Source organism: Rhizobium sp. YAF28 (assembly GCF_052113285.1).
Classification (GTDB): Bacteria; Pseudomonadota; Alphaproteobacteria; order Rhizobiales; family Rhizobiaceae; genus Rhizobium.
The window spans coordinates 43872-65108 of sequence record NZ_JBFRCX010000001.1; the positions used below are offsets into that span (position 1 = coordinate 43872).

General features: G+C 60.7%; 20 protein-coding genes. 7 read left to right on the plus strand and 13 right to left on the minus strand.

The annotated features are described in order from the left end of the window. Nucleotides 1-36: 36 nt before the first annotated feature. The gene (locus tag AB4Z13_RS00220; RefSeq protein WP_442205419.1) at nt 37-441 is read right to left on the minus strand and encodes an SMI1/KNR4 family protein; all 405 of its coding nucleotides are present in this window, start codon (nt 439-441) and stop codon (nt 37-39) included. Beyond that, on the minus strand, nt 429-1748 hold the full coding sequence (locus AB4Z13_RS00225) for a DUF7256 domain-containing protein (protein WP_442205420.1): 1320 nt from the start codon (nt 1746-1748) through the stop codon (nt 429-431). The genes AB4Z13_RS00220 and AB4Z13_RS00225 overlap by 13 nt, the downstream gene beginning before the upstream one ends. A 227-nt stretch (nt 1749-1975) precedes the next feature. Between AB4Z13_RS00225 and AB4Z13_RS00230 the strand changes: the two genes are divergently transcribed. From AB4Z13_RS00230 to AB4Z13_RS00240, 3 genes are all read left to right on the plus strand, one after another. Beyond that, nucleotides 1976-2419, plus strand: coding sequence for an SRPBCC family protein (locus AB4Z13_RS00230; protein ID WP_439015601.1), 444 nt, complete (start codon nt 1976-1978; stop codon nt 2417-2419). Between the two features lie 269 nt (nt 2420-2688). After that, nucleotides 2689-3210, plus strand: coding sequence for a cytochrome P460 family protein (locus AB4Z13_RS00235; protein WP_442205421.1), 522 nt, complete (start codon nt 2689-2691; stop codon nt 3208-3210). Between the two features lie 88 nt (nt 3211-3298). Then, complete coding sequence (locus tag AB4Z13_RS00240; RefSeq protein WP_442205422.1) at nt 3299-3745, plus strand: DUF4952 domain-containing protein; 447 nt, start codon at nt 3299-3301, stop codon at nt 3743-3745. A gap of 50 nt (nt 3746-3795) precedes the next feature. Here AB4Z13_RS00240 and AB4Z13_RS00245 read toward each other — a convergent pair whose 3' ends face one another. Then, the gene (locus AB4Z13_RS00245) at nt 3796-4302 is read right to left on the minus strand and encodes a hypothetical protein (RefSeq protein WP_442205890.1); all 507 of its coding nucleotides are present in this window, start codon (nt 4300-4302) and stop codon (nt 3796-3798) included. A gap of 155 nt (nt 4303-4457) precedes the next feature. Beyond that, a complete protein-coding gene (locus tag AB4Z13_RS00250; RefSeq protein ID WP_442205423.1) occupies nt 4458-6593 on the minus strand; it encodes a M48 family metallopeptidase in 2136 nt (711 codons plus the stop codon). A gap of 225 nt (nt 6594-6818) precedes the next feature. On the opposite strand from AB4Z13_RS00250, the gene AB4Z13_RS00255 reads away from it, so the two are divergent. The 3 genes from AB4Z13_RS00255 (at nt 6819) to AB4Z13_RS00265 (ending at nt 10826) form a co-directional block, all read left to right on the plus strand. Beyond that, nucleotides 6819-8225: an adenylate/guanylate cyclase domain-containing protein gene (locus tag AB4Z13_RS00255; protein ID WP_442205424.1), complete on the plus strand. Its 1407-nt coding sequence runs from the start codon at nt 6819-6821 to the stop codon at nt 8223-8225. A gap of 72 nt (nt 8226-8297) precedes the next feature. Beyond that, nucleotides 8298-8969, plus strand: coding sequence for a VIT1/CCC1 transporter family protein (locus tag AB4Z13_RS00260; RefSeq protein ID WP_439015593.1), 672 nt, complete (start codon nt 8298-8300; stop codon nt 8967-8969). A 108-nt stretch (nt 8970-9077) separates the two neighbouring features. Then, nucleotides 9078-10826 carry an adenylate/guanylate cyclase domain-containing protein gene (locus AB4Z13_RS00265; protein WP_442205425.1) on the plus strand — a complete coding sequence of 583 codons (1749 nt, stop codon included), beginning with the start codon at nt 9078-9080 and terminating at the stop codon, nt 10824-10826. A gap of 102 nt (nt 10827-10928) precedes the next feature. Here the strand turns inward: AB4Z13_RS00265 and AB4Z13_RS00270 are convergent, their stop codons facing one another. The 7 genes from AB4Z13_RS00270 to AB4Z13_RS00300 form a co-directional block, all read right to left on the minus strand. Further along, a complete protein-coding gene (locus tag AB4Z13_RS00270; protein WP_442205426.1) occupies nt 10929-11213 on the minus strand; it encodes a copper-binding protein in 285 nt (94 codons plus the stop codon). Between the two features lie 23 nt (nt 11214-11236). Then, nucleotides 11237-11716 (minus strand): cupredoxin domain-containing protein, encoded by a 480-nt coding sequence (locus AB4Z13_RS00275; protein WP_442205427.1) that lies wholly within the window; start codon nt 11714-11716, stop codon nt 11237-11239. 30 nt (nt 11717-11746) lie between these two features. Next, entirely contained in the window at nt 11747-13096 is a 1350-nt protein-coding gene (locus AB4Z13_RS00280) for a multicopper oxidase family protein (protein ID WP_442205428.1), read from the minus strand. Nucleotides 13097-13110: 14 nt separating this feature from the next. Further along, a complete protein-coding gene (locus AB4Z13_RS00285; protein WP_442205429.1) occupies nt 13111-14574 on the minus strand; it encodes a TolC family protein in 1464 nt (487 codons plus the stop codon). Continuing rightward, entirely contained in the window at nt 14571-14798 is a 228-nt protein-coding gene (locus AB4Z13_RS00290; protein WP_310386442.1) for a hypothetical protein, read from the minus strand. Before AB4Z13_RS00290 ends, AB4Z13_RS00285 begins: the two co-directional genes overlap by 4 nt. A gap of 88 nt (nt 14799-14886) precedes the next feature. Then, nucleotides 14887-15321, minus strand: coding sequence for a hypothetical protein (locus AB4Z13_RS00295; RefSeq protein WP_442205430.1), 435 nt, complete (start codon nt 15319-15321; stop codon nt 14887-14889). A gap of 824 nt (nt 15322-16145) precedes the next feature. Continuing rightward, nucleotides 16146-18065 carry an adenylate/guanylate cyclase domain-containing protein gene (locus AB4Z13_RS00300; protein WP_310386438.1) on the minus strand — a complete coding sequence of 640 codons (1920 nt, stop codon included), beginning with the start codon at nt 18063-18065 and terminating at the stop codon, nt 16146-16148. A gap of 305 nt (nt 18066-18370) precedes the next feature. Between AB4Z13_RS00300 and AB4Z13_RS00305 the strand changes: the two genes are divergently transcribed. Next, nucleotides 18371-19504 carry a hypothetical protein gene (locus tag AB4Z13_RS00305; RefSeq protein WP_442205431.1) on the plus strand — a complete coding sequence of 378 codons (1134 nt, stop codon included), beginning with the start codon at nt 18371-18373 and terminating at the stop codon, nt 19502-19504. Nucleotides 19505-19822: 318 nt separating this feature from the next. Here AB4Z13_RS00305 and AB4Z13_RS00310 read toward each other — a convergent pair whose 3' ends face one another. After that, a complete protein-coding gene (locus tag AB4Z13_RS00310; protein ID WP_025669830.1) occupies nt 19823-20116 on the minus strand; it encodes a hypothetical protein in 294 nt (97 codons plus the stop codon). A gap of 202 nt (nt 20117-20318) precedes the next feature. Continuing rightward, entirely contained in the window at nt 20319-20654 is a 336-nt protein-coding gene (locus tag AB4Z13_RS00315) for a hypothetical protein (protein WP_442205432.1), read from the minus strand. Nucleotides 20655-21237 lie beyond the last annotated feature (583 nt).

Consider the following 21237-nt stretch of genomic DNA (forward strand, 5'->3'; position numbering starts at 1 on the left):
GATTAGCCGCAAGCCGGACCGGCAGGCAACCGGCCATTACCAGCCGTCGCCGCGCTCGATTGCCTCGATGAATTCCTCGAAAGAACGGCCGAGAACGCGCACTTCGTTCAGCCACTTTCCGGCAAAGACGAAGGGAATGGAGACATAATCGCCCTTGACGAAGCCATAGGCCGTCGGCCCACCATTCGAGCCGATCAGCAGCTGGTCGTCGCGAAACTCGAAGATCTCGTAGCCGTCAGCCCCGGAGAGTTCCGCCGCACTCCACAGGATCAGATAGCCCTGGCCGACCTCGCCGTTGAAGCCGTTGGAGGAGGCGAGGAAGGCCTTGATCTCCGCCGGCAGGATAATCTTCAGTTTCGCCTCGCAGGCGGCGATATCGGCCGGGCTTGCGCCCGGCAACTGGCAGCCGTCGCCAAATTTCTCCAGCATCAGCAGGCCCATTCGAGCTTCATCTCCTTGAGGTCGATCTGGGCGATGCCGTCGCCGAAATTGAAGCCGCCGAAGATCTCCGAGATCTCGATGTAGAAGGGCGAGAAATCGGGATAGCCCTGCATGGGAAACATCGTGCCGCCGAGATGGGCGTGCCAGTCCTGAAAGCGCTCCAGCCCCAGTTTCTGGCCTTCCTCCGAATAGGCGGTGATATAGCCGCTGAACTCGTTTTCGTGCCTGAATTCGCGCGCTGGCTTGCCGACATTCGGGTCGCCCTCGCGCAAGGTGATCTCGATCGGCCAACCGTAATCGAGCGCTTCTGTTCCCGGCAAGTTCTTCCAGCCCCTCGGAGGCCGGGCTGCGGCCAGAAGCTCGTTGACGGCAAGTCCGCCGGGCGAAAAGACGTTTTTCGCCTGCTGCTCGGCCACCGTCTTCGGCAGGTTGAATTCGCCGAAATAATCGAGCGGCGATTTCGAGAGCCAGCCCGGAATAGGGGCGCCTTCGATCTCCGGCGGAGCGCCGAGAGGTGCTGCAAATTCCTCATCCGTCAGCCAGAAGAGAGTGTAGCCGTTGTCCATAAATTCCATGTCGAAGCGACGCGGATCGGCCCGCCGCGCGCCGCCTGCTCCGGCATTCCTGCTTGCCGGCGGCGTTTCCCATTGCTCGTCGACGAAGAGCGAGATCGCTACATACTCATTGCCGAGCGTGCGATATTGCGGCGGCAATTTTACCGTGAAGGCGTGGCGAAGCGGCATTCCGTTGGTGGCGCTGATCGGCCACATCGAGGCATCGATGCCGGGCGGGCGGCCATAGCACCAGCCGTTCTCGGGTCGCCTCGCGAGATTGACGGGGTCGGCGAGCGTCAGGTCGTAGGCCTCGGCGAGATCGGGATCGGCATATTTATACGGTCGTTCCGGATAGATCGCCGTCGGGTCCGTGAGGCTGATCATCCTGACGACATCCTCCCTGATGGCGACGCCGAGCTCCAGCGTATCCGACAGGTTCATCTTCAGAATGGTCCAGCCATATTCCTCTCTCTCGTCGGAGATGCGCTCGGCGCCGGGATAAAGCCGATGCAGTTCGCCCGCCGGCATTCCCATCCTGACGCCATGGATTGGCCCCGGAAGATCGAAGGGGGCGCGGAAATAAACCTCGCCGAGCCTGCCATCGGCGGTGATGCGCGTGCCGAATTCCTCGATATGCAGACGGCCTTCCGCCTGGATGCCCGGCTCCTTCCAGTTCGCCCCCAAAGCCGCCTTCAGCTCCTCCACAGATACACCCGGCTGCATCGGCGCCAATCTCGCATTGTCTATCGGCATGCGCGTCCTCTCTCGCTGATAATCCCGCGCAAGAGATAGGACGGGTTGGAGACAGGGCAATGACCGCTATATTCCTGCGTCGGACACTAGGCGTGTTGGGTCCGCTTCGGGGAGCGGGGAATGACCGACACCAGGCCGAGCCGAAAATTTCCGATCGCAATGTCGGATCGGCGAGATCAGGCCCGTCCTCGAGGCATTGCCAAAGTTCAATCCAAAGGAGGATCAACATGCCGAGCACGATCAAACTTCACCGCGTCCTGGCGACCAGCCCGGACAAGGTCTATCGCGCCTTCCTGGAGGCGGACGCCGTGGCCAAGTGGCTTCCACCAAACGGCTTTACCTGCACGGTCCATCATCTGGAGCCTATTGTCGGCGGAACGCACAGGATGTCTTTCCGCAACTTCACGACCGGCCACAGCCATTCCTTCGGCGGCGAATATCTGGAACTCGTTCCCGGCCAGAGGCTTCGCTACACCGACACGTTCGACGACGCCAACCTGCCCGGCGAAATGGACGTGACCGTGACCCTGACGAAGGTTTCCGTCGGCACCGAACTCCATGTGGTGCAGGCCGGCATCCCGGATCTCATCCCGGCAGAGGCCTGCTACCTCGGCTGGCAGGAATCGCTGCGCAATCTGGCACGTCTGGTCGAGCCCGATATCCAGCAATAAGCGTCAGAACCCAAGGGGAGGCCCGGGTCTGGGAACTGCTTTCAGCCCCGGCATTTCTTTGTTGGTGCATCCGGTCGTCCTGGGAAATGGCCTGTCTATTTGATGGCAAGGGCCGTCGGGTGGGTCACACGTATCGAGAACAACACAGAGTGGGGCAGGGCCTGTAGGCGGCCTGTCGCGGAACCGTTTCTACCATATCAAAGTATGGTTTCGCCTGTCGGAATATCTGCCAGGATCGCCGCGTGAACCTGATGGCGGAGAGTATTTCGATGAAGAAGATTATCGTGGTGTCGTTGACGGTTGGTTTGGTTACCGGCTTGATCGGTTACAATGCCAGTGCGTCCGGAGAGACCGATAAGGGGCGCACCCCGGTCCTGACTGAAATGCCTGGCGGCTACCGCGACTGGCCGGTCATCGCCGTGGCGCACGAAGAGGGTAAGCTCAACGATCTCAGAGCCATCCTGGGCAACGATATTGCGATCAAAGCCTTCCGGGAAGGGGCCGCTACCTATCCTGACGGCACCATCATTGCCCGCCTGGCGTGGGACTATCACCCGTTGGAAGAAAGCAAGGAAGCCTTCGGCGCTCCCCAGTCATTCGTCGCCGGGTCGCCCAAGAATGGTGTGCAGTTCATGATCAAGGACGCAAAGAAATATGCTTCGACCGGCGGCTGGGGATATGTCGAATTTGACGACTATAAACCCTCGACCACGGCAATGCCCGAAGCATGCTTTTCCTGCCACTCGATCGTCAAGGACCGCGACTTCGTGTTCAGCAGGTACGCACCCTGACTGGCGTATCTGTCCCGAAGTTGATTATTCGCTATAAAGAATCCATGCCGCGCATAAGAGCGTCCAGGCGGCGCAGTCGAGGTTGGATATGAAGTTCGCCGCTTGTCTTGTTGCCATATGGTCGTTGTGCAACGCCTTTGCGCCGCCGCTGATGGCAGCGTCCGCTCCCATCCTGGTGACGGCGCAGGGTTGCGGCGATTTTCTGGCGCAGATGCAGAAGAAGCCCGATCATGTAGAATTTGCCGGGTGCAGCTACGCCCCGGATCGGCAGGGCAAACCGCTTGAGGCGACATATCGCGTATCCGGCCGGGATGCGGCTGCCACCGAAGCCTATCTCATCAAGACTGTGGGTTTGAACCGCCTCAAACGCTCCTGCTGCCTATGGGATTCTCCCGCCAGCCAGTTCCGTGATTCAATGGGCCGTGACTTTTTGATCTCCATGGTCTCGAAGGAAACCATGGTTTCCAGCCGCAGCGAGTGGCACCGGATCACCGTGTTCGGGATAACGGTGGAGACGTTTACGGAAGAGATGTGAGAAAGCGGCGCGAAGCGGATCGCAATCCGCAGAACCGCCGTGTCGGACCATCATTCGATCTGCATATCCAGCTGCTGCGCGATGGTTTCGTAGTGACGGGACGAGGCTGCATTCCCCTGTTTGGCGTATAGCCCGGCAACTTCCCGCGCGGCCTTTGCTGCTGCGCGGAACGCGTCCAGCCTGACCTGAGGTTCCAGTTCCGCATCGCTGCCGATATCGCCGTCCTTGAAGCCGCCGACACGATAGCCTTCGTTGTCGATCACGCCGATGACGGGCACTCCGGCTTGCATTTCCCCGTAGAAAGCGGGGCCGGCGCGATCGCCATCGCGGCGACGCAGCATTCCCGATCCGGAAGCCTTATTTCCCGGGCATGCGCCGGTCCAGTATGTTGGGCCCGTCGTCAGGGACACAGGAGACACGAATTCGCAATGGCTGGCCGGATCCTTGGACCACGTCAGGCCACCCGCCGGTTCCTGCGCCTGCAGAGGCGGCGCGCACCACAGGGATGCGACGACCGCCAGGGTGGCTACGACCTTCAGTGAGTTTCGCTGCTGCAATTTTGTTATCTCTTTTCTCTGATCCGGAGTGACCCAGTCCAACGGGTCCAGCCAAACGTCTAGAGCATTTCCGTTTTTCCTCAAATCACGGAAATGCTCTATCTCCTTGTTTTCACACAATTCCGCACGCGAAACCGCTGCGCATTTTGCTGACTTCACGAGAACTCGGAAAGCTCCTTCAGCGCGTGAGCTGCGTTATGGTAACGTTCGACGAGCGCGCTGAATTCCGTGGCCTTCATACCGCGGATGCCCATTGCCCCGATGGTAACGACGCGTTGTTTGCGGTCGATCTTGCTGTAAAGCGCTCGCCACTTCTTTGCGGGAAGCGAGGCAGACGGGGCCAGCCAAAGGCGCAGCGCAAACCGGCTCGAGGCAAATACCTGATGGGCGGCGACATCGGTCCAGGCAACCGGCCCGTCGAGCATCGAGGCCCGCAACTCCGCCGGCGTCAGGACCATGAGGGGTTGAGCTGCCGATTTGTGAAGATAGAGCGCGTAAAGGCCGCAGCCGATGACGCCGGCTGCGGCGATACCGGATAGCAGTGTCCTGGCGAAATAATCCTGCGCAAAGCCGAGCTCCGCCGCAAAGACCGTAACCATCACTCCGAACCCTGCAAAGATGGCTGCGACGATCGCCATCGTCCAGATCATCGGCTTGACGTTATCGTAGAGGATCGTTTCGCCCGGCGCCGCGGCGGCGAGTTCTTCGAGCGCCTGCTGGCGAGCCGTGCGCAGGTCGCGCACCTGGTCCAGGTAATCGCCGCTCAGCTGGCTGCAAAGCGCTTTCCAATCCGAAAAGAGCTCGAAGGCGAATGTGAGGCCGGCTGGTTTTGGAGCGCGCGTGGCGAGGTCAAGCAGCCGTTTGTCGACCGTGAGCCCCATTGCCTGAATGCGCTGGATGGTCGGTGGATGCGTATCGGTCGGATGCGGCTGCCGATCTTCGAGCAGGGAGACCGGATCGGACCAGCCATGGAGACGAACGAGATCCGAGGTCTTGGCAACCAGGTCAGGCTCAGGCTCCGAATTTTCCACAGCCAGCGCTCGATTGGCGACGAGGCTGAAGACGTGATCGAGGGCGGGAGGGATCAGCCCGGTTCTGATGAGGGCAGAGGCCGCGCCGACGACGGAGCTGGACTGCGCGCCGCTTCGGTCCGCATCGAACTCGCGAATGCGGCTCCAATGGTTTACCGCATGGTCGAACTGCTGGAGGGCATGAAAGCCCAGCATGGCTGCCGGATACAGGACGAAGCTGCCGCCGTCGCCGCGCTGCAGAGCTGAAAGCGATCGCCAGAGACCGGCATAGATCGGTGTGAACCTTTGGCTGTAGAGCGTGTCCTTGCCGGAAAAATGCGCCAATTCGTGACCGATGATCGCCGCGACCTCCGGCTCGTCGAGCAGGTCGAGATAGGGAGCGGGCAGGTAGAGTGTTCGCCCGCCGATGACTTCGTCTTCCGGCCAAAGCCGCAATTCGCTTTCGGTGACGAAGAAACCGTTGGTGAGACCGACGACAACAGTGTCCGGCCGCACGGCTTTCTGCCGGTCGGCGAGATCGCGGACGAAGCGGAAAAGCCCCGGTGCATCGGTTTCTTCCACCCTGCGCCCGGAAACATCCATTGGCTGGGGAGCGAACAGCGCAAAGACGTTCCTGAGACCGCGCAATGCAAGGAAGGCGCTGTAGGCGGCAAGCCCGGCCAGGCCAAGGGCCAGGACGAAAAGCTTGGCGCTGCCGGACGAGAAGTCCGCCCATAGGCCCATACTGATCGCTTCGAATACGGTTGCACAGACGATACCGATGCAAAATCCGATGACAAGGGCCGCAAGGACGAAAGGCAGAATGATGCGTAAGCGTCCGAAACTCCTGACCAACTGCTCCTGAGATCGCCGTGCCCTCAAGCCGCTGATGGTCGCCGTGGCAAGCCCGAGGATGCCGCTGACGAATGCCAGGATCGCGCCACCGATCGTGCCCCAGGGGAGCGACCGGCGGATCGATGAAATCTCGAGATCCTGTTCTGCCTGGTCCCGTGCCGCCTCGATCTGCGGTACGGCGACCATTGCAGAGAGCGACCTCGGCCCCGCGTCTGACTGAAACGTCAGCATGGCTCCCGGTTCTGTTTCCGCGATCTTCCTGACCTCGGCGAGCGTTGCCTTGAGGTCTTGTGCCTGTTGCTGCGACTGTGCCGCTGTCTCGGCAGCGCGCTCGGCCTGCCATAGCCCGAGACCGAAGAGCAGTGCCGGAACAAGGACCAGCCAGATCACAAGGCTCATGCTGTGAGGAATCTTGAATTTCCGCATTGTCCCTCCCTGGTCGGGTGCCCGGTCACCAATAAAGTGCCTAGGAATTATTCCCGTATCAATTGTAGGGCAAGCGGCTGAGATCGACTGACTTACAAAAATTGACGTTCGATCGAGCGCAATGCAACTTCGGGCTGTCCAGATTTCTATCAGGAGATTTCGTGATATAATTCCGCTCTGCGACGGATTATCCGCCGTAGCGTTGCGTGCACGGAGACTTGTCCCATGAGCGAAGTGGACGTTCTTTTTACCGCTTTGCGACAGGCGGCCGACCCGCGGACGGTCGAGTGCATCGAGCATGTCGTCAGGCACGGCTCGGATCGCGAGCTCAACCGCATCAATGCGCTGGCCTTCGCCAAAGCACACAATCTCGATGAAGAGAAGGTGATCGCAGCGTTTCTGCATGCAGCCCGCATCGGCGCCTTCGAGATGACCTGGAATGTGCTCTGCCCGGGATGCGGCGGCGTGCTCGATACGGGTGCCACCCTGAAAGCCGTCGACCGGGATGCCTATCATTGCGCGCTGTGTGCAGCCGGCTACGAGCCGACGCTCGACGAGATGGTCGAGGTTACCTTCACGGTCAGTCCGCGCGTGCGCAGGATAGCCGCCCACGATCCCGACCGGTTGCCGCCGCTCGAATATTACCGGCAGATCTTCTTCTCGTCCGGGGTCGACCTGCCCGATGACCTCGAAGAAAGGTTTGCGCGCATCCTGCTGGAAATGGTCGAACTGGACCCCGGCGAGCGGGCCTTCGTCTCGCTGCAGCTGCCGGCGCAATTCATCATCATCTTCGATGCGGTGACGCATTCGGCGCAGTTCATCGACGTGCAAGGCGATCCGACCGGCGAACGCCAGGCCCTCTCGATGGTCATCAGCCAGGGGCATGCGCCGAACGAAACGCTGACGCTGCGCCCCGGCCTGCTGCGGCTGACGCTGGAGAACCACACCGATCGCCGCGTACTGCCGAATGTCTGCATCGCAGGCGATGAGCTGCACGACATACTGGGCCACAGGCGGCCTTTCCTGACGGCCAAGCGCCTCCTGACGAACCAGAGTTTTCGCGACATCTACCGCACCGACACGCTCGATGTCGACCAGCGCTTGAAGATCACCAGCCTGACATTCCTCTTCACCGACTTGCGCGGCTCGACCGCGCTTTACGAGCGCGTCGGCGATCTCGCCGCTTTCGATCTGGTGCGCACGCATTTCCGTGTTCTGCACGAGATCGTCGCCACCGAGGCCGGCGCAGTCGTCAAGACTATCGGCGATGCCGTGATGGCGACCTTCCCGAGCCCGGACCGCGCGGTGGCGGCAGCACTCAGGATGCGCGAAGCGATGCTGCGGCTGAATGCCGAACGCGGCAGCGAGGATCTTCTCCTGAAGATCGGCATCCACGAGGGCCCCTGCCTTGCCGTCAGCATGAACGACCGGCAGGACTATTTCGGCCAGACGGTCAACATCGCCTCCCGCGTGCAGGGCCTTGCCGAACCGCAGGTGATCCTGACGACGGAGGCGGTCGTCGGCAATGAGCAGGTTTCGGAGATGTTGCGCGACAGCGGCATCAGCCAGGTTTCCCGCATGGAGGAACTTCAGGGCATCGGGCGGGAAGTGAGGATTTTCGCGCTGTCGTGAGGGATCGGACGTTTCTGGTCGTGCGGGCTCGCGAGCAGTGAAATAACCGCGAACGAGACAAGGGCACAGACGATGAATATGTCTCCGGGTTCCATCTTCGCAGACCTCGATCCCGGCGATGCGCTCGGCGAGGTGCTTTTCGGGCTGATCATGGCGCTGACGTGGACGGTCGGTTCGAGGCTCGTGCTTGGCGAGGAAGGATTGGATGTCCGCGACCTCGTCGTTGCGACAATCGGCTGCAACGTCGCCTGGGGCATCATAGACGCTGTCCTGTTCATCCTGGGGACGACATTTTACCGGAGCAGGCGTCTTCGGCTGTTTCGGCAGATCAGGGCGGCCAGGGACGAAGCCACCGCGCTCACCGTCATCGCAAAAGAGTTTCCGGTCGAAGGATCACCGCTCTCTGCAGAGGCTGCCGATGCGGAGGCGCTTTATCGCTCGATGCTTGCGCTCACGCGTCGTGCCGAGCCGGTAAAACTGTCTCTGACGAAGGCTGATCTGCGCTCTGCGGTCGCAATCTTCCTGCTGGTCTCGGCCACCGCGCTTCCCGCCGTCATCCCTTTCTTTCTGATCGACAATGCTGACCGGGCTCTCAGGGCAAGCAACCTGTTTCTGGTCGTTCTGCTCTTCGTGACAGGTTATGCATGGGCAGGTTTTTCAGGTGGCCGGCCGTTTTATGCAGGTATGGCGATGACCTGCCTTGGATTGTTTCTGGTCGCAATCGCGGTCGCCCTCGGCGGCTGAAGCCATCCGAGCGAAGTCGACCTCCTGGACGCGCACCGGGAAGTGTCTCGAGATTGCGTCTATGCTAATCTTGGCGGCGATTGGCTGACCTGATGGATGGGGGCGACGATGAAGCAACGGCTTTCTGTCATCATGGCCGCTGACGTGGTCGGCTACAGTCGACTGATGGGGGTCGACGAGAAGGGCACGCTTTCCGCCCTGAAATTGCACCGGCACGAACTCTGGGATGTGAAAATCGCATCCTATCAGGGCCATACGATCAAGCTTGTTGGCGATGGAATGCTGACCGAGTTTCAGACTGCCGAGGAGGCGGTTTTATGCGCGGTCGAGATACAGCTGGAGATGCGCAGGCGTAATGCGCATCTCCCCGGCGAGCGAAGGATAGAATTCCGGATCGGAATAAATATCGGCGACCTCCTCTTCGATGATGACGATGTCTATGGCGATGGCGTCAACGTGGCGGCACGCATCGAAAGTATCGCAAGGCCGGGAGGCATAGCGATATCCGCATCGGTGCGCGACACCTTGGGCAAGCGCCTGGATATCGGCTTCGAGGATCGGGGCGAGCACGCGCTGAAGAACATCGGGCGGCCAATCCGCATCTTCGACGTCAATCTCGACGACGGCGGAAAGGCGGAGAAACCCGAGCCTGCGCCGGCAGCCGAGCCCGCAGCGCAGCCGATCGGGACACATCGGGGGCGGGAGTTTTCGCCGAACAGAACGCTGCTCTTCGTTTCGAAATTCTCCAATCTGAGCGGCGATCCGGATCAGGATTATTTCGGGGCCGGGATCACGGAGGATGTCGTGGCGGCCTTGGCGCGGTTCTCCAGGCTGACCGTCGTCGTTCAGCGACCGCCCTCGGAGCCGCAACGGGCCGAACCAATCCCGACCTATATCCTTGAAGGAAGTGTCAGGCGGCTTGGCGATCGCGTCAGGGTAAATGCCAAGCTGATCAATGTTTCGGGCGAGCAAATCTGGGCGGAGAAATACGACTTCGACCTTGTCGACATCTTTCACATCCAGGACGAGCTGTCCCGCTCCATTCCGGCCGCGCTCAGCGTGAAGATCGAAGAGGCGGAGCGGCAGCGCGTCCTGGGCAAGCCCGTGACGTCGCTGAGGGCATATGACCTGTACCTGCGGGGCCGGCATCTTCATCAGCGTTCCAACCCGGACGACGTCCGGCTTGCGAGGGAAATGTATCTTGCTGCAATCGAAGATGATCCGCAGTATTCGCGGCCTTACATCGGCCTGGCGTGGATCGAGCTCAGAAAACTCAAATGGAACGAAATCGTCGAAATTGACACTGCGCTCGCAACCGCATCAGCCCTGTTGGGCAAGGCCCTGAAGCTCAATCCCATCGACTCCGATACGCACTGGGCGCTTGGCGTCGTCCATCTCTGGCGCGGGGAGGCCGAGCGGGCCGTCGCCTGCTATGAGCGTGCCAGGGAACTGGCTCCCAACAACTGCGACCTGCTTGCGGAATATTGCGATGCGCTCGGTTATCTCGGACGTCTTGACGATGCCATCAGGATGGGAGAACTCGCCGTCAGGCTCAACCCGAGCCGCCCCGACTGGTATCTTTGGGATATCGCCGCAGCGAAGTTTCTTTCGGGGAAGTACCTGGAGGCGCTGTCTCTTCTGGAGAAAATGGCCGAGCCTGGTCCTGCCTACCGCCTGCTTGCGGCAACCTATGCTCAATTGGGACGGCTGGAGGAGGCACGCCAGGCCGCGAGCGAACTCCTGAAAATCAATCCCGACTTCTCGATAGAGCGCTACAGCGCCCGCGCTCCCTATCTCGACAAGGCCCTGATGGCCAAATACATCGAAGGCCTGCGACTGGCGGGGTTGCCGGAGTGACGGACGCAAAACCGCTACGCGTCTTTGCCGAAATCGCTCCGGCGCACCGTAGAAACGGAATGGAGACGGCCCGGGTCCTCGACGGACCCAGGCCTGATCGGCCTACTTGACCTCAGTCACGGTCAGCTTGCCGTCGACGCGGTCGGCGACGAACTCGATGTTCTGGCCTGCCTTCAGTTTCTCGAGCATCGCGGCATCCTTGACGCGGAACACCATGGTCATGGCGGGCATGTCAAGGTTCTTCAGGTCTTCGTGCTTGATGGTGACCTTTTGCGCCTTGGTGTCGATCTTGTTGACGACACCCCTGGTGTATTCCTGTGCGATTGCGCCTGCTGCGGCGCCGACAGACAGCATGAAGGCGAGGGTGAGCTTGATTGCAGTCTTCATTTTCGGTTTCCTCTTGGGATGTCTCATTCGGCAGCGACGCTGACGTCGCCGTGCATGCCCGCCTCGTAGTGGCCGGGGATCAGGCAGGCGAACTTGAATTCGCCGCCGGTGGTGAACTTCCAGACGATCTCGCCGGACTGGCCGGCCGTCAGGCGGAGCGAGTTCGCATCGGCATGTTCCATCTCGGGGAATTTCTCCATGACCTTCTTGTGCTCCAGGATCTTGTCTTCCTGGTCGAGCACGAATTCGTGGTCGCTTTGCCCGGCATTCTTGATGGAGATCTTGACCGTCTGGTCCTTGCGAACCTTGATCACGGCGGGCTGGAACAGCATCTTGCCGTCCTCGGTTTCCTTCATGCTGACGCGAATGGTCTGGGTGACCTTCGACTTGTCGCCGGGCTCGCCGACCGCCATTTTTTCGCCGTGCCCGCCGGCGTGGTTGCCGGAGGCGAGCGCTGGGCCGGCGATGGCCGCAAGAGCCAGTGCGAGAGTATAAATTTTCATTTCAGGTCCTTTGGTTGCTGGGGATTTGCGTCAGCCGTGTTGCATCGGCTTCGGCGTGATGGTGGTGTTTGCGTCTTTGGCCTTGGTCGCGTCCGGCAGTTCGCCGGTCCACTCCCAGGCCTGAGTGCCGGGCGGGTTTTCGTACCAGCCCGGATCGGCGTAATCGTCCGCTGAGATACCCTCGCGGACTTTCACGACGGAGAACATGCCGCCCATTTCGATGGGGCCGTGCGGGCCCCAGCCGGTCATCATGGGGACGGTGTTCTCGGGAATGGGCATTTCCATTTCGCCCATATCGGCCATGCCTTTGGTTCCCATCGGCATGTAATCAGGTTGAAGCTTGCGGATTTTTTCGGCGAGTTTCGACTTGTCCGCCCCGATGAAGGTCGGGATGTCGTGCCCCATCGCGTTCATCGTGTGGTGCGACTTGTGGCAATGGATCGCCCAGTCGCCGAGATACTTGGCGTCGAACTCGTAGGCCCGCATCGCGCCGACGGGAATGTCGATGCTCACTTCCGGCCAGCGTGCTTCCGGCCGCACCCATCCGCCGTCCGTGCAGGTGACTTCGAAGTCGTAGCCATGCATATGGACCGGATGGTTGGTCATGGTGAGGTTGCCGACCCGCACCCGGACACGATCGTTCTTCGAGACCACCAGCGGGCTGATGCCGGGAAAGACCCGGCTGTTCCAGCACCACATGTTGAAGTCGGTCATTTCCATGACACGCGGCACATATGAGCCGGGATCAATGTCATAGGCGTTGAGCAGGAAGACGAAGTCGCGGTCGACGCGCATGAACTTCGGGTCCTTGGGATGAATGACGAAGAAGCCCATCATGCCCATCGCCATCTGCACCATCTCGTCGGAGTGCGGGTGGTACATGAAGGTGCCTGACTTCACGAGGTCGAACTCGTAGACGAAGGTCTTGCCGACGGGGATATGAGGCTGCGTCAGGCCGCCCACGCCGTCCATGCCGGAAGGCAAGATCATGCCGTGCCAGTGGATGGTCGTATGTTCCGGCAGCTTGTTGGTGACGAAGATGCGAACGCGGTCGCCTTCGACAGCCTCGATCGTCGGTCCCGGCGACTGCCCGTTATAGCCCCAGAGGTAAGCGGTCATGCCGTCCGCCATCTCGCGCTCCACCGGCTCGGCGACGAGGTGGAATTCCTTGACGCCATTGTTCATCCGGTGCGGAAGCGTCCAGCCGTTCAGCGTCACGACCGGCTGGTAGTCCGGCCCGGAGGTCGGATGCAGCGGCGGCTGCATGTCGGCCGAGCCCATGGCCGGAGCGTCCGGCAGGCCCATTGCGGATGTTTTCGTCCAGGCCCCGGCCGCCATCAGGGCAGCGCCGGCACCGAAGAGTTGTCTTCTATTGAACATGTGAAAATCCTTTCTCAATGACCGCCGCCGCTCTCGGACGACGAGGCGGCCTCGGTTCCGGCCGATGCCGCAGACGTGCCGCCGCCATAGACGGCGGGCGCGAGGTTGGCGTCCGCGAGCCAGAAGTCTCGTTTGGCGTTGACGGAGAGCAGGATGGAGTTGATCTTGTCCCGCGTGTCGGTGAGCAGCTCGAAGGTGTTGGTGATCATCCCGTTGTAGGTGAGGAGGGATTCCTCCTCGACCTTGGTGCGGAGCGGGACGACGCTGTTGCGGTAGTGGCGGGCGATGTCGTAATTCGACCGATAGGCCTCATAGGCCGATCTGGCTTCCGAGCGGACGTTCACGGCCTTCTCCGCCAGCTGATTGGCCGCACGCATGTAGCCAAGCTCGGCCTTGCGCATGCGAGCCTTGCCGGTGTCGAAGATCGGGATCGCGAATTCCAGCTCTCCGGCCGCCGTCGTCTCCCATTTCTTGTCGCCGTCTTCCCCGACCTCCCTCTCGGACTCGGCTCCGGCAAGGATTTCGAGATCGGTGACGTATCGGGTCGCCTCGGTCAGGCCATAGGAGCGCGCGGTGGCTTCCAGTTCGAGCCTGGCGACCTGAAGATCGATGCGGTTGCCGAGCGCTTCCGCCTCGATCGTATCGCGTTTCATTGTTGTCTTCGGCAGGGGCGGCAGGCTGTTCGGCACCTGGAATTCGGCATCCGAGCCCCACAGGCCCATCTGCCTTGTCAGCTCTTCCTTCGCCAGGCGGGCGGCCAGGCGGGCTTTGGCGGTTTCACCGGCGAGTTCGGCTGCGAACACATGCTCGCGAGCCTGCGCTCCCTTGGCCATCGCCCCGGTCTCGCCAAGCTTTTCGGCAAGCTCGGAGGCCGCATCGGCGGCGGCCTGTGCGCGCTGGAGCTGTGCCACATTCTCCCATGCGGCGACCGCGTTGATCCAGGCGCGGCGCGTGTCGGCTGCGAGCTGCAGCGTGCGCAGCGCAGCGTTCAGCTGGGCTTGGCGGAAACGCGTATTGGCAATCTCGACATCGCGCTTCTTTGTCATCAGCGCCAGGAGGTTGGTGGTGATCGCGCCCTCGATCGTCCGGAACGCTTCCAGTTCCGGCGTCCCGATACCGGAGAAGCCAACCGAGACCGTCGGGTTCAGCAGCATCGTCGACTGCCATGCGTCGGCAGCACTCTCGCCGAGATCGGCGTAGGCGGCCTGCAGGCCCTTGTTGTTGATAAGGGCGATCTGCACTGCCGTTTCAGCGTCCAGCGTCTTCCCGCGCGCAAGAAGCGCCTTCACCTGAGCGGAGGCCACTTCGGCTTCCTGCCGGTTTTGAACCCAGACGGTCTGTTTGGAGGCAACCCCGCCGGCCTTGGCGGAAACTGCCGCGAAACCGGCTTCTCTCGCTGCATACTCGGCACTGCTCACGCAGCCTCCGAGGACGAGGGGCAGGGCGGTGAGAGCGAGAAGCTTTCTGATTGCGGTCATGAAGCGTCTCCCTTTTGCGGAGACTGCTGCTCGTTCTGTTGTCGCCACGGCTTGGGATCGACCGGCTGTCGGGCAACAAATCCCGAGATGGGCGAACGATACTGGAGCGGCCGAACGGAATAGGTCTGCTCGACATCCACAGGTGCAATGACATCGGGAGGAAGAGTGGATGCGCAGCCGCCCGCAATAAGCGGCAGCCCCACCACCAATATGGAAGGTTTCATCTTAAAAATCCGAATAGTAGAGTCTCACGGGCAGGCGCGGTTCACCACGGCATGCCTTCGGACCCGCAGACGCGGGGACGACAGCTATTCAGATCTTGGGCGGACGATGAAGAGGCGGCACTTCGCCCAGAATGCTCTGATCGTCGACGAACTGGCGGATTGAAGAGATGACGGGTCCGCCGACCTCGTGAGATTCGCAGACGATGCCGAAGCCGCCACAAAAATCCTTGCAGCATTGCTGCTTGGAAAGTTGCTCGTCATCGCTCGCGGACGAGCCGTGATCATGCCGGTCGGCAACACCCTGGACCGTGACGTCTTCGCTCGAAGCGGCATGATCGTCGCCTGACATGGCATGGTGGTCATGCGCGCCGGCCAATATCGCCGGCGACTGCACGTCGGGGAAAGCCGAACCGTGCATGGCGGCATTGGCATTGGACAGCGAGTATCCTGCCAGCGATACGATGATCACCAGCCGCACGAAAAGGAGCAGTCTGCCCAGTGCGTTCAGATACATTTTGCCCATAACCCCGGAGCTGCGATCAAGGCAGCTCCGCTTCAATATCCTCGACAGACCTTCCAATGATTCGCGACCTTTGAGAGGCTGTTCGGATGTGCGTCTAAGGCTTCCCCCTGCTGGAAGGTCAATATCTTTATCGCGCTCGATTGCGATTTTATCGGCATTGGCGATTCAGGTTACCGGCTGGTCGTCACGCGGCAGGATCATCCGGTCGAGCGTTCCGTCCCGCCTGATCGGCGGTCAGCGGATTTCCGGTATTGGGCAGCAACTGCCACCAAAGCCCGTTGGCGATCAAACGCCGTCAGGAGGCGCAAAGAAACAGTTCATATGGTAGCGTCCGCCTCGTCCTATCCCATCCGCCTCATTGGCTTCGTCCGTCGGTTGAAGGCAGATGTGAAAATCGCCGTCTCCGGATGGTGACTCATTTCCATAAGGGATCAGGAACGACTGGTTTCTCGTCACCAGGTGATGGTCTCCCGGGTGAAGGATAACGGAGAACGCTCCGGGACCCTTCCTCACCCGGGATCGAGGTATAGCCTCGCAGTCTCCACCGAAATCTTTGCCTTTGCAGCACGAGGGCGGGTATGCCCAACCGCTGCCGGATTGATGGGCATCGCTCTGTGCGCAAATGCTGACCGATATGACGGCGAAAGACACCATGGACGCTGTTGAAGGTGTGAAAGCCATCGACGCCTCCAAACGAACATTCCGCCCACCGAAGAACGGAATTCTGCGTTGATTATTCAAGCGCGTATTGAAAAGCTTCCAAGCCTATCCTTTGTAGCAAAATTGCCGCTCAATTTCTAGTAGCGCAATGATGGCGGCATTTGCTACCGGGCGTCGCCACTCTCCCCAACCAGCTCCCACAAATCCACCTTCTCAGCACGCCCCTTCACCTGCACCAGCCCGAGCGGCCGAAACTCAAACCCGTCGCCAACCGCGTCGTGAATGGCCGCACTCACCAGGATCGACGTACCAAAATCCTTGTTCAACCCTTCCAGCCGCGAGGCGACATTGATCGTATCACCCATGGCCGTGTATTGCTGGCGCGAGATGGCGCCGAAACTGCCGACGACGGCCGGGCCGGTGTGCAAGCCGAAGCGCGTGAACAGGGCGGGGTGGCCGTTTCTGGTGTTCTCCTCGTTCAGGCCGTCGACCGCCGCTTTCATGGCGAGCGCGCATCGGCAGCCGTTTTCGGCATGCCTGTCGTCCTGCACGGGGGCGTTCCACATGACGAAGATGGAGTCGCCGAGATATTGCACGACCGTGCCGCCATTGCGCTCGGCGATGGTGTTCAGGAGTTCGAAATAGGCCGAGAGCGTATCGACCACGTCTTCGGGCGAATGCTGCTCGGATATGGCGGTGAAATCCCTGATATCGGTGAAGAGCACGGTCACATCCTGCCGCGTCGCCTTGACGACCGTTCGCCCCTCCGGGCTGACAATCCGCCGGACGACTTCGCGCGGCACATAGAGGGCAAACTGGCCGATGGCGTGGCGGCTCGCCGCAAGCGCAGTCGCCAGCGTGTTGATCTCCGTTATCCAGGAATGCGATACGGCTTTCTCGCCGACATCGAGATCGCCGATCCTGCGCGCCTCGTCGGCCAGCCGGTTGAGAGAGCGGCTGACCATGCGCGACAGCAGCACCGATGCCGCGACACCGGCTGCCAGGAGGGCTCCGGCAATCAGGAGATTGTGCAGCAGCAGCCGGTGGGCCTCCGCCACCAGATCCTCCATCGGCACGATGATTGCGGCGGCACTTCCCTCAAACAGGCCGGAGACGCTGACGGGCGCGATCTGCACGAGCTGGCTTTCGCCATCGAGCTCGACGCGTGCCAGGCCGCCATTGGCAAAGGCGGGATCGCGCCTGAGCCTTGCCACGGTTTCGAGGCTCGAATCGAAACTGTTTGCCGTCGCAACAAGCGAACCTGATGTTCGCGACCATATAGCGATGATCCGGTTCATGATATCAGGGTCGGAATGGGCGATGAGATCATCGCCGGCATCGATGATATAGGCGCGCGCCCGCGGGGAAATCTCGCGCGCGTCCAGCAGGCGGCTGATGGTCTGCAGGTGAATGTTGATGCCGACGACCACCTGTCCGTTGTCCCGCATGGGTGCTGCGATCGTCAGCGTCGGCACACCAAGCGTTCCGGCGATATAGGGGCCGACGGAAACCGTTGCGCCATCCTGAACGACGGCCTGATACCAGGGGCGCTGGCGCGGATCGAAGGATGCGTATTCGACCTGCCGCTCGCCGATCGGCCTTGCCTCTATATCGAGAAACTGCAGCGTCGAGATGACATTGGCGCTCTGTCTGCCAGCGATCGTCCGGATCGCGAAAGCCGTGCCATCAGGCGCTGCAAGCGTCCGGGAGATATCGCGCCTTTGGGTGTTGATGACCTGCAGATAGGAGCCGTCAGGATAGCCGGTGTAGATGCTCGTCGCATTGGGGACGTTTCGCAGAATCTCCAGAAAGAATTCCTGCTTTGCCTTGATATCCTGAGGCGGCGGAGAGGCGAGCAGCGGCAGGGTAGAAGCGAGCGCCACCGCCTCCGTGCCTCCCTGCAGCGTGTTGCGATATCCCTCGATCAGCCGCACGCTCATCTCGCGCATCTGCTGCACGCCGGCGCTCACGGCAGCATCGCTTCCACGGCTGAAGGCCAGCCAGATGATCGGCATCGACGTGAACAGCAGCGATGCGACGACCAGGACGCCGAGATGCAGCCTTAAGGGTTTGGACCAGCGCACGAGACTTTCCTCGAAATGCGGGCGCGTTCGGCACAGGTTTCATCTCAAACTTGTGTGGTTGTGCAGGAATGAGCGTACCCAACTGTCGCAGCTAACCGCTTTTTGAGGGCTTATACAAGCCGGATGCGGCTGTCACACATGCCACGTTTTCGCCGGTCGTTGGGGCGCGAATGAAAAGCGCGCGATTGAATGGCCCCCAAGCCTCTCGAAAATCGCCGACACACTTCTATCTGCGCCATGGGCGGTATTTCCACCGGTTCGCCATTGAGGGCGAGGAGCGATGATTTTCGAATGGGGGCGTTTCATTGACGGACGATATCTCTCAGCCTGCCGGCGGGGCCGAATGGACGCTGGCCGATTTCCTCAGCACCTATCGCTACTGGGCCTTGTTTCTGGCCTCGCTGCTTCTGGCCTTTGGCGGGCAGGGGCTCACCACGGTCTTTCCGCTGATTTCGCGCGAAGCCGGAAGCAGCTTTCAGACGGTCGGGATCTTCTACCTCGGCTCCAATGCCGGCTGGGTCATCGGTGCCTTCCTGGCCTTCGTCGTCGCCACCCGCCATGGCCGGCCGGCGCTGATCGCGCCGCTTGTCGCCTGCGCCCTTGTCGCCATTGCAGTCATCCCGGCGCCGGCGCTCTGGGCTTCGCCCGCGTTCCTGTTTGTCTTCGGGCTGTTGTTCGGCACGGCGCGGGCGGTTTTCCCGCTGGCGATCGCGATCTTCCTGGTCGGCGGGCGGTCCGGCAGGATTGATTTCGGCTGCGCGCTGACACTGATGTCGACCACGATTCTAACCTCGGGTCTCGCGCCCGTCGTCGCCTCCTGGCTCTATCAGGCCGGTCAGGGCGGGGTGCCCCTGACCCTCGGTTTTCTCGCCTGCCTGGTGGTTGCCGTCCTCCTGCTTCTGCCGGCGCAGCCTCTCGCCTTCGATGACGCGCCGCGTCAGCGCCACAGGCCGATTGCGCCGCAAAAGCGATCGCCGCTCATGGTTGCCGTGATCCTCGTTGTGCCAATGGTGCTGATCTTCCTCCTCAGTCTCGGGATCTATGGCCTGCAGGGCGGGGATATCGAGGCGGGCGGCACTTTCGAGTTCACCCAGCTTCTGGCGCTCGCGGTGCTCGTCATTGCGATCGCGGCGCTCATCTATCTCGCCTGGTGGTGCTATCGCATCCATGGAGAGCTTGCGGGGGTAGCACCCTCGCAGCGCCTGCTCACACCGTTTGCCGCGATGCTGATCGCAGTTTTCGTGCCGCTCGGTCTGCCGGTTCTGCTCATGACGCTTGGCGATCTCCTCAATGATCGCGGCGGCGAGAGCGGAAAGAGGCGCCTGATCTCCATCGCCTGGCTCGCCTTCTGGAGCTTCCTCTTCCCGCCTGTTGCGATCGCACTGGTGCAGAATGCAGCAAACAGGAGCTATGACGGGGAGGTGCTGCAGGCCGGATAGACCGGTGGGCATCGATCGGACAAGCACGCCCATGGGCCGGCGAAAAGAGCGCTCTATGGAAACGATATTGCGCAGTGTGCCGTGTCACACACTTTTCACGCGACTCTTGCTTCCATCCATGATTATTTCACGCGCTTAACGCGTTTTGGCGGACTGAGCAGGTATAGAGGCTCGCGGACGTATTGCGTGGCGAGCCCTATAACCGGCCTCAAATTCTGAGGAGGTTTCGGCCCTTTTGGGCCTGGATCGCTCGCCGGCTCAGCGTCGAAACCATCCTGAAATTGCGTTAGCTAAAGCCTGTCCGGCCGTCGACCGGACTTATCGCTTTAACGAAGGGCGGTTTTCCATGCGGACTGCGCCTCCTTCGTTCTCCCATGATGCCAGGGCTTTCTGGTCGGGGTTCAGCTTGCGCCGCCGGGAAGCCGGGTAGCCAGGGCGAGGGATCGTCACGTCTTTCATGTGCCGGATCACCAGCGCCTCTTCATGATGTTCGCCGCTTTCGGGGGGCCGGGGATCGGACGACGCATAGTCTGCGCGCTTGAGCCCGCCCAGCAGACGCCAGCGCTTCCGGCTCGCTGCAGCAGTTCCGTCTGGAAGGAAGATCTTTACCATGGCCAACCGTTCTCGCATGTCGCGATTGAGTGTTTGAAGGTGGAAGATTCTCACCTTCCCTGGATCGGAGCGAAGGGGCCTTTGTCTGGCTGGGCCCGCTTCGTTGACCGCCGAATAGCTGACTATGCGCTTCCATTGCGCTTTATCCAAGGCGGGAGGCCCCGGCGTTCAAGGCTGGTCAGGCTGTCGTGGAAAGCCGGCGTCACTGCCAATCGAACCGCGCCGGCCGTTGGCCGAAGCGCACAACGCTATGCAGGCTGGGGTCGTGTCGACCGGGTTCAGGTGGGTCGGGCTGTATCGGCTGGGACTTCACGTCGAGGACGTCTTCGATCCGCTTCAGATGGTAGAGAACCTTCCGCTGGCGATCGTAAAGCCTGCCAAGCAACGCATAATCCAGATCCAGCGGCGCCCCGATCATGCGCAGCCTTCTAAGGACGATTTCCTGGCTGGTGATGTGCCGCGCCGCCTTTGCGGCGTGGAGCCGCGCGAACTCCAGATCTTTTTTCTTATATCGCACCGACTGCATCTGTTTCGCCAATCGTTTCCGTTATTCGCGCCGGGCCGGGACGCTGTTCTCCAAGGCTCTCGGCTGTTGTCGCGGAGGTTTCGACGGCACGGCCGCTGTGGCCATGAGTCCGCAACAGCTCCTGCGGATGCCGACTGCAAATCAAATTCGGAGCTTTCAAAATAACCAGTAGCATTCTCACCGCAGGCTTTCAAAATAATAAAATATTTTTTGATAATAAAAATTAAAAGTATGACTTTTGTCATTTTGAAAATAAATAAAACCGGAAAAATACAACTTTATTACGAGATATTTTCTGAAGTTTTTGGTATTTTTATTTGAAAATATTTTCATAGTAATTTAGAAGATGCTATCTGTCTGCGTGAACGTAGGATGAATTTTCAAGCATTTATGAAGTAGCATCTTCTAATTAACCGACAGATGAGCAGGGACACGGAACGAAGGCAGATCAAAGCCGGCTCACCATCGATCGTGACGTTCCTGCCACTTCTTCTCCGGTGATGTGTGCGGCCGCGGGCCGTGGCAATGACGGGGCAGGGCGCTGCTCACCACGGCGAATGACAGCAGACCACGGCATGGAACAATAAGGCTGCCG

Bases quoted from the DNA above. Each gene is read 5' to 3' on its own strand.
- AB4Z13_RS00220 (WP_442205419.1), bottom strand. From the start codon at position 441: ATGGGCCTGCTGATGCTGGAGAAATTTGGCGACGGCTGCCAGTTGCCG.
- AB4Z13_RS00225 (WP_442205420.1), bottom strand. From the start codon at position 1,748: ATGCCGATAGACAATGCGAGATTGGCGCCGATGCAGCCGGGTGTATCT.
- AB4Z13_RS00230 (WP_439015601.1), top strand. From the start codon at position 1,976: ATGCCGAGCACGATCAAACTTCACCGCGTCCTGGCGACCAGCCCGGAC.
- AB4Z13_RS00235 (WP_442205421.1), top strand. From the start codon at position 2,689: ATGAAGAAGATTATCGTGGTGTCGTTGACGGTTGGTTTGGTTACCGGC.
- AB4Z13_RS00240 (WP_442205422.1), top strand. From the start codon at position 3,299: ATGAAGTTCGCCGCTTGTCTTGTTGCCATATGGTCGTTGTGCAACGCC.
- AB4Z13_RS00250 (WP_442205423.1), bottom strand. From the start codon at position 6,593: ATGCGGAAATTCAAGATTCCTCACAGCATGAGCCTTGTGATCTGGCTG.
- AB4Z13_RS00255 (WP_442205424.1), top strand. From the start codon at position 6,819: ATGAGCGAAGTGGACGTTCTTTTTACCGCTTTGCGACAGGCGGCCGAC.
- AB4Z13_RS00260 (WP_439015593.1), top strand. From the start codon at position 8,298: ATGAATATGTCTCCGGGTTCCATCTTCGCAGACCTCGATCCCGGCGAT.
- AB4Z13_RS00265 (WP_442205425.1), top strand. From the start codon at position 9,078: ATGAAGCAACGGCTTTCTGTCATCATGGCCGCTGACGTGGTCGGCTAC.
- AB4Z13_RS00270 (WP_442205426.1), bottom strand. From the start codon at position 11,213: ATGAAGACTGCAATCAAGCTCACCCTCGCCTTCATGCTGTCTGTCGGC.
- AB4Z13_RS00275 (WP_442205427.1), bottom strand. From the start codon at position 11,716: ATGAAAATTTATACTCTCGCACTGGCTCTTGCGGCCATCGCCGGCCCA.
- AB4Z13_RS00280 (WP_442205428.1), bottom strand. From the start codon at position 13,096: ATGTTCAATAGAAGACAACTCTTCGGTGCCGGCGCTGCCCTGATGGCG.
- AB4Z13_RS00285 (WP_442205429.1), bottom strand. From the start codon at position 14,574: ATGACCGCAATCAGAAAGCTTCTCGCTCTCACCGCCCTGCCCCTCGTC.
- AB4Z13_RS00290 (WP_310386442.1), bottom strand. From the start codon at position 14,798: ATGAAACCTTCCATATTGGTGGTGGGGCTGCCGCTTATTGCGGGCGGC.
- AB4Z13_RS00295 (WP_442205430.1), bottom strand. From the start codon at position 15,321: ATGGGCAAAATGTATCTGAACGCACTGGGCAGACTGCTCCTTTTCGTG.
- AB4Z13_RS00310 (WP_025669830.1), bottom strand. From the start codon at position 20,116: ATGGTAAAGATCTTCCTTCCAGACGGAACTGCTGCAGCGAGCCGGAAG.